Below are 7,315 nucleotides of genomic sequence, written 5' to 3' on the forward strand. Positions count from 1 at the left end.
ATCATCGCCGCGGTGGCGACCTACTACGCGGGCCGCTGGGCCGGCCGAGGCGCCCTGGGCGCGCGAGCGGGCGGCAAACTGGACCGCCTGGACGGCTGGCTGAACCGCCGCGGCCTGTCGGCGGTGCTGCTGGTCCGCTTCCTGCCGCTGGCCCCGTTCGGCCTGATCGGCTACGCGTACGGCACGACATCGGTGTGCCGCAAGCGCTACCTGCTCGGCACGACGCTGGCCTCGGTCCCGTCCGCGGTCTCGTACGCGGTGATCGGCGCGGCGGTGACGTCGCCGGGCTCGATGAACCCGCTGACGCTGGCACCGGCGGCGATCGGGATCGGCCTGACGACGACTATCGTGCTGCGGTGGCGGCTGGCCGCCCGCCGTGATGCTGCGGCCGCGGCTGCGGTCGCTGCCGCCTGAGCCGACGCACCTGGAGAAACGACGCACGGCCCGCCGCACCCGCGGCGGGCCGTTCTCCTTTGGCCTGTTGTCCCCGCCACATCGCCAGAAATGCCCCGGGCGGCAGCACGCTCTTCCTGACAATGACGGCCTTCCAGCGGCCCGATCAAGCTCAGCACCGCAGCCCAGCGCTCAGCGCCCAGCGGCCAAGCGGCCAAGCGGCCCAGCCGGATTGAGCAGCCGAGCGGCGCTGCACTCAAGCCGAGCAGCCCGGCAGCCCGAGCAGCCCCGCCACCTCCACCGGCGGCCAGCGACCCTGCGGGACCACGAGGCAGCGACCTCAGCACCCCACGCGGTTGGAGCGGCTCAACGGCTGAGCCTTCCAAACCACCCGAGCCGCCCACACCACCTCGTGGTGTTCATACCGTCCTCGCCGCACACGTGGCGCGAGCAGGTCAGGCGATTGCGCCACCCCATGCCCGCCGGTCGGACCTGTAGATCTTGGTAATTTCTGGCTGCCATAGCAGCCATCGGCCACCAAGGTCTCCAGCGCCACGTAAGTCACGTTGCTCCCACTCAGGCAACAGGGGCCGCGAGCAGCAGCCTGTGCCGGCTCAGCGAGAGCAGGTCACGATGCCCCGACTCAGCAGTCTTCAGCGGAGGCGGGGCGGGCGGCGGGGTCAGCTCAGGGCGGCGAGGTCGGTGAAGAAGTGCGGGTACGTCTTGGCCACACAACCCGGGTCAGCGATCTCGATCCCCGGCGACCGCAGCCCCAGCAGCGACAGACTCATCGCCATCCGGTGGTCCTCGTACGTGGCGAACCGGGTCGGCCGCGGCACCCCCGGACGGATCGTGAAGCCGTCCTCGTCCTCCACCGCGTCGATCCCCGCCCGGCGCAGTTCGGTCACCACTGCCGCCACCCGATTTGTCTCTTTGCCGCGGATGAAGCCGATCCCCCGCACCCGGGTCGGCGAGTCCGCGTACACCGCCACCGCCGCCAGCGTCTGCGCCGTATCCGAAATATCGGCCATGTCGACGTCGACCCCGTGCAGCGGGCCTGCCGCGCTGACCGTCAAGGAGTCGGCCGAGCGGGTCACAGTCGCCCCCATCCGGCCCAGCACGTCCGCGAAGCCGACATCGCCCTGCAGACTCGAACTGCCGAGCCCACGTACCGTCACCCGGCCGCCCGCGATCGCCGCCGCGCCCAGGAAGTAAGAGGCCGCGCTGGCGTCCGGCTCCACCGCGTACTCCGTCGGCTGGTAGGTGCCCGGTGCCACGGTGAGGCCGTCGACGGGTACGCCGAACGCTGTCATCACCGCCCGGGTCATCTCCACGTACGGCACCGACACCAGCGGGGACGTCAGCTCCACCGTGAGGCCGTCGGCCATCAGGGGGCCGGCCATCAGCAGGCCGGACAGGAACTGGCTGGAGATGTGGCCACTGACCTGCACCGGCCCGCCGCGCAGCGGGCCGCGCACGGTCGCGGGCAGGAACCCCGTCGTGGAGACCTCCGCGCCCAGGTCGCGCAGGGCGTCCAGGACCGGGCCGAACGGGCGCGCGCGCAGCTGCGGGGTGCCGTCGACAACGGTACGGCCGGGACGCAGCGCCGCCGCCGGCAGGATGAACCGGGACGTGGTGCCGGACTGCCGGGCGTCAACGGCGGCATCAGCCGATCCGGTACGCGGGTCGATACCGGTCACCCGGATCACAGCCGCCTCGGGATCGGCGTCGACGGTGGCACCCAGGGCGGCCACCGCGTCGAGCATCGCCCGGGTGTCGTCGGCGAACAGGGCCCCGGTCAGCGTCGAGGTGCCCGGGGCCAGGGCGGCGCAGAGCAGCGCCCGGTTGGTGATGCTCTTCGACCCCGGTGGGCGCACGGTTGCGTCCAGGGGTGAGCTCAGCGGGGCAACAGTCAGGACGTCCGGGAGATCAGGCACGTACCGGATTGTTCCGGTACGGCGTGCCCGACCTCCCGACGGCCCCGACGCTGTCCTGCATGTGGAACGACGGTCAGACGACGACGCTGACCAGCCGGCCGGCGACCACGATCACCTTGCGGGGCTCCCGGCCCGCCAGCGCCTCGGCCACGGACTCCAGCGCTGCCGCGCGTACCGTCTCCTCGCTCGCGTCCGGCGCGACCTCGACCCGGCCGCGGACCTTGCCGTTGACCTGCACCGGGTAAGTGACCGACTCGGCCACCAGCTGGGCCGGGTCGGGCACCGGGAAGTCGGCGTAGGCCAGCGTGTCCTCGTGGCCCAGCTTGCGCCACAGCTCCTCGGCCAGGTGCGGCGCGAACGGCGAGGTCATCAGCACCAGCGGCTCGATCGCCTCGCGGGACGTCGTGCCCAGCGGGGTCAGCGTGTTGGTCAGCTGGATCAGCTTGGCGATGGCCGTGTTGAACCGCAGCTCGTCCATGTCCTCGCGGACACCGTCGATGGTCTGGTGCAGCACCCGCCGGGTCTTGGCGTCCAGCGGCTCGTCGGTGACCCGGACCGCGCCGGTCTCCTCGTCGACCACCAGGCGCCAGACTCGCTGCAGGAAGCGCTGCGAACCGACCACCGCCCTGGTGTCCCAGGGGCGGGACACGTCCAGTGGGCCCATCGCCATCTCGTACACCCGGAACGTGTCGGCGCCGTACTGCTCGCTCATGTCGTCCGGGGTGACCACGTTCTTCAGCGACTTGCCCATCTTGCCGTACTCGCGGTCGACCTCCTGCTCGCCGAAGTACCACTTGCCGTCGCGCTCGACGACCTCCTCGGCGGGCACGATGACGCCGCGCGCGTCGCGGAACGCGTACGCCTGGATGTAGCCCTGGTTGAACAGCTTGCGGAACGGCTCGAAGGACGAGATGTGGCCCAGGTCGTACAGCACCTTGTGCCAGAAGCGGGCGTACAGCAGGTGCAGGACCGCGTGCTCGACGCCGCCGACGTACAGGTCGACGCCGCCGCAGTCCGCGTTGTCCCTCGGGCCCATCCAGTAGGCCTCGTTCTCCGGGTCGACCAGCACCTTGTCGTTGTGCGGGTCCAGGTAGCGCAGCTCGTACCAGCACGATCCCGCCCACTGCGGCATCGTGTTGGTCTCACGCGTGTAGGTCTTGGGGCCGTCGCCCAGGTCCAGCTCGACGGTCACCCAGTCCTTCTTGCGCGACAGCGGCGTCTCCGGCTCGCTGTGCTCGTCGTCCGGGTCGAAGGTGCGCGGCGAGAAGTCATCGGTGTCCGGCAGCACCACCGGCAGCATCGACTCGGGCAGCGCGACGGGCAGGCCGGTCTCGTCGTAGACGATCGGGAACGGCTCGCCCCAGTAGCGCTGCCGGCTGAACAGCCAGTCGCGCAGCCGGAACGTGGTCGCGCCCCGGCCGTGGCCGTGCTCCTCCAGCCAGGAGATCATCGCGGCCTTGGCGTCGGCCACGCCCATCCCGTTCAGCCAGTCGCTGTTGATCGCCGGGGCGTCGCCGGTGAAGGCCCCCTCGAAACCGTCGGGCGCCTGCACCGTACGGATGATCGGCAGTTCGAAGACCTCCGCGAACGCCCAGTCGCGCTCGTCCTGGCCGGGCACCGCCATGATCGCGCCGGTGCCGTAGCCGGCCAGCACGTAGTCGGCGATGAACACCGGGACGCGCGCGCCGTTGACCGGGTTGGTCGCGTACGCGCCGGTGAAGACGCCGGTCTTGACCTTGGCGTCGGCGGTCCGCTCCTCCTCGGTCTTGGCCGCGGCCTCGGCCCGGTACGCCGCGACGGCCTCCCCCGGGCTCGCGTGCCCACCCGTCCAGACCGCCTTGGTGCCCTCGGGCCAGGCGGCCGGCACGACGGAGTCGACCAGGGCGTGCTCGGGCGCCAGCACCATGTACGTCGCGCCGAACAGCGTGTCGGGCCGGGTGGTGAAGACGCTGATCACGTCGTCGCCGCCGACCGGGAAGTCCACGTGCGCACCCTTGGAACGGCCGATCCAGTTGCGCTGCATCAGCTTGACCGGCTCGGGCCAGTCCAGCGTGTCCAGGTCGTCGACCAGCCGGTCGCCGTACCGGGTGATGCGCATCATCCACTGCTTCAGGCTGCGCTTGAAGACCGGGAAGTTGCCGCGCTCGCTGCGCCCGTCCGGCGTGACCTCCTCGTTGGCCAGCACGGTGCCCAGCCCCGGGCACCAGTTGACCGGCGCCTCACTGACGTACGCCAGGCGGTGGTCGTTGATCACCTGCCGGCGCTCGACGTCGGACAGCTCCGCCCAGGCCCGCCCGTCGGGCGTCTCGCGCTCGCCGGCCTCGAACTGCGAGATCAGGATCTCGATCGGCTTGGCCTTGGCGTCGGACGGGTCGAACCACGAGTTGAAGACCTGCAGGAAGATCCACTGCGTCCAGCGGTAGTACTCGGGGTCGGTGGTGGAGAAGCTGCGCCGCTCGTCGTAGGCCAGGCCCAGCCGGCGCAGCTGACCGCGGTAGCGCTCGACGTTGGCCTCGGTGGTGATCCGGGGGTGGGTGCCGGTCTGCACCGCGTACTGCTCGGCGGGCAGGCCGAAGGCGTCGAAGCCCATCGGGTGCAGCACGTTGTAGCCCGCCATCCGCTTGTAGCGGGTGTAGCAGTCCGTGCCGATGTAGCCCAGCGGGTGCCCGACGTGCAGGCCGGCGCCGGACGGGTAGGGGAACATGTCCTGCACGTGCAGCTTCGGCGCCCCGGCCCGCGGGTGCGTGGGATCGGCCAGCTCACCGGTGGGGTTCGGCGCGTGGAACGTGCCGTGGCCGGACCAGAATTCCTGCCAGCGGGGCTCGATCTCCGCGGCCAGGGCCGCTGTGTAGCGGTACGGCGGGACGTCCGCGTTGGTCTCGGACTCGCTCATCGTCACCATCTCGTTCTTTTCGAAAAGTCAGTCGACAAGGATCACCTACTTCAGGGCACAAAAAAGCCCCTCTCGCAGGAGGGGGCGCCGCGCTGTTCTCTGTTATGAGATCAGCACGGCTGGCTAAGAAGCAGGAAGGACCGAGCCATGACTGCATGATACCGGGCGTCCGGTTCTCGCGGCACCCGGTATCAACCGGGCTGATTCGTAACCCATCCGATATGCGTGTCCAGTTGACCACAAGCCGTCACTGCCGCTAGCGCGCGCTCGGCAGGTTGCTGTGACCGGGCTAACCTGTGGGGAACGGGCGGCGAGCGCCGGAGGCCCACGGACCGCCGGCCGCCCGCGAACCTTCGGTTCCTTTTCTACGTGAGCACGTAGGAAGGGGCTTGAACGACATGGAGGAGGCCCGTGACAACGCCAACCTGGGACCAGCCCGGCGGTCCCCTGCCGAGTGATGAGTTCCTCGCCGCAAGCGGGGCCATCATGGCCAACATCGAGCAGGTCATCGAGGGCAAGAGCGCGACGGTCCGGCTGGCTCTGGCCGTGCTGCTCGCCGAGGGCCACTTGCTGATCGAGGACGTGCCGGGCGTCGGCAAGACCAAGCTCGCCAAGGCGCTCGCCCGCTCGATCGACTGTTCGGTCCGGCGCATCCAGTTCACCCCCGACCTGCTGCCCAGCGACGTGACCGGGGTGAGCGTCTACAACCAGGAGACGCGCGACTTCGAGTTCAAGCCGGGCGCGGTGTTCGCCAACCTGGTGGTCGGCGACGAGATCAACCGGGCCTCGCCCAAGACCCAGTCCGCCCTGCTCGAGTGCATGGAGGAGCGGCAGGTCACGGTCGACGGCACCACGTACGAGCTGCAGGCGCCGTTCATGGTCATCGCGACCCAGAACCCGATCGAGATGGAGGGCACCTACCCCCTCCCCGAGGCGCAGCGCGACCGCTTCACCGCCCGCATCGCGATGGGCTACCCGGACCCGCGCGCCGAGATGGCGATGCTCAACGGTCACGGCGCCCACGACCCGCTGAACGACCTGCGGTCCGTCGCCGACGCCGCCCTGGTCCGCCGGCTGATCGCCACGGCACGCGACGTGCACGCCGCCGACGCCGTCCAGCAGTACGCGATCGCCCTCGTCACGGCCACCCGGGAGGCACCGGAGATCCGCCTCGGCGCGTCACCGCGGTCCACCCTGCAGCTCATCCGTACGGCCAAGGCCGTCGCCGCCCTCGAGGGCCGCGACTACGTCCTGCCCGACGACCTGCAGACCCTGGCCGTGCCGGTGCTGGCCCACCGCATCATCCCGACCGCGGACGCCCAGCTCAACCGGCGTACGACCGACGCCATCGTGGCCGAGATCGTGCACCGGCTGCCGCTGCCGCACGACCGCAACCGCTCGCCGTACGACACGCGCGCGGTCGGCGACACCCGCGGGCAGTACGAGTCGCGGGGGCGCTGACATGCGCGAGGCCATGCGGGGACTGACCACCCGCGGCCGTTCCTTCCTGGCCGCCGGCTCGGCCGCCGCCATCTCGGCGTTCATCCTCGGTGAGAAGGACCTGCTGCGGGTGGCGATCCTGCTGGCCATGCTGCCGCTGCTGGCCGCGGCGTACGTCGGGCGCAGCCGCTACAAGCTGGCGTGCACCCGCTCGCTGGAGCCCGGCCGTGCCCCGGTCGGCTCCAGCGCGCGCGTCATCCTGCGCCTGCAGAACATGTCCCGGCTGCCCACCGGCACGCTGCTGCTGGAGGACCGGCTGCCGTACGCCCTGGGCAGCCGGCCCCGCGTGGTGCTGGAGCGGCTCGGCGCGCACCAGGCCAGCTCGGTGGCGTACACGGTCCGCGCCGACGTGCGCGGCCGGTATCCGGTCGGCCCGCTGGTGATCCGGCTGACCGACCCGTTCGGGCTGTGCGAGCTGACCCGCTCGTTCCCCAGCGTGGACCGGCTCACGGTCATCCCGCAGGTCGTCCCCCTGCCCGCCGTGCGGCTCGCCGGCGAATACGCCAGGTGGCCGACGACGTGGCCGACATCGGGGCCCGGGTCCCGGCCCAGCGACTGGCCGCTGACTGAGTGTGATGCCCGAATTCCCATT

At 70.9% G+C, this 7,315-nt stretch carries 4 protein-coding genes and 1 pseudogene; 3 read left to right on the forward strand and 2 right to left on the reverse strand.

Features of this window, described 5'->3' with window-relative positions:
- Positions 1 to 414: VTT domain-containing protein (locus tag AB0C29_RS24960; protein WP_360824494.1), on the forward strand; the 414-nt coding region annotated here is incomplete at its 5' end.
- 659 nt (positions 415 to 1,073) lie between these two features.
- Here the strand turns inward: AB0C29_RS24960 and aroA are convergent.
- Positions 1,074 to 2,330 (reverse strand): 3-phosphoshikimate 1-carboxyvinyltransferase, encoded by a 1,257-nt coding sequence (gene aroA / locus AB0C29_RS24965; protein WP_360824497.1) that lies wholly within the window; start codon positions 2,328 to 2,330, stop codon positions 1,074 to 1,076.
- Between the two features lie 73 nt (positions 2,331 to 2,403).
- Positions 2,404 to 5,223, reverse strand: coding sequence for a leucine--tRNA ligase (gene leuS / locus AB0C29_RS24970; RefSeq protein ID WP_360824501.1), 2,820 nt, complete (start codon positions 5,221 to 5,223; stop codon positions 2,404 to 2,406).
- Between the two features lie 411 nt (positions 5,224 to 5,634).
- Here leuS and AB0C29_RS24975 point away from each other — a divergent pair, with 411 nt between their 5' ends.
- Both AB0C29_RS24975 and AB0C29_RS24980 read left to right on the forward strand, forming a co-directional pair.
- Positions 5,635 to 6,684 (forward strand): MoxR family ATPase, encoded by a 1,050-nt coding sequence (locus AB0C29_RS24975; protein WP_360548029.1) that lies wholly within the window; start codon positions 5,635 to 5,637, stop codon positions 6,682 to 6,684.
- Between the two features lies 1 nt (position 6,685).
- Positions 6,686 to 7,315 (forward strand): annotated as a pseudogene (locus AB0C29_RS24980) (hypothetical protein); the annotation flags it as partial.

The organism is Actinoplanes sp. NPDC048791 (genome assembly GCF_040650095.1).
Taxonomy (GTDB): domain Bacteria; phylum Actinomycetota; class Actinomycetes; order Mycobacteriales; family Micromonosporaceae; genus Actinoplanes.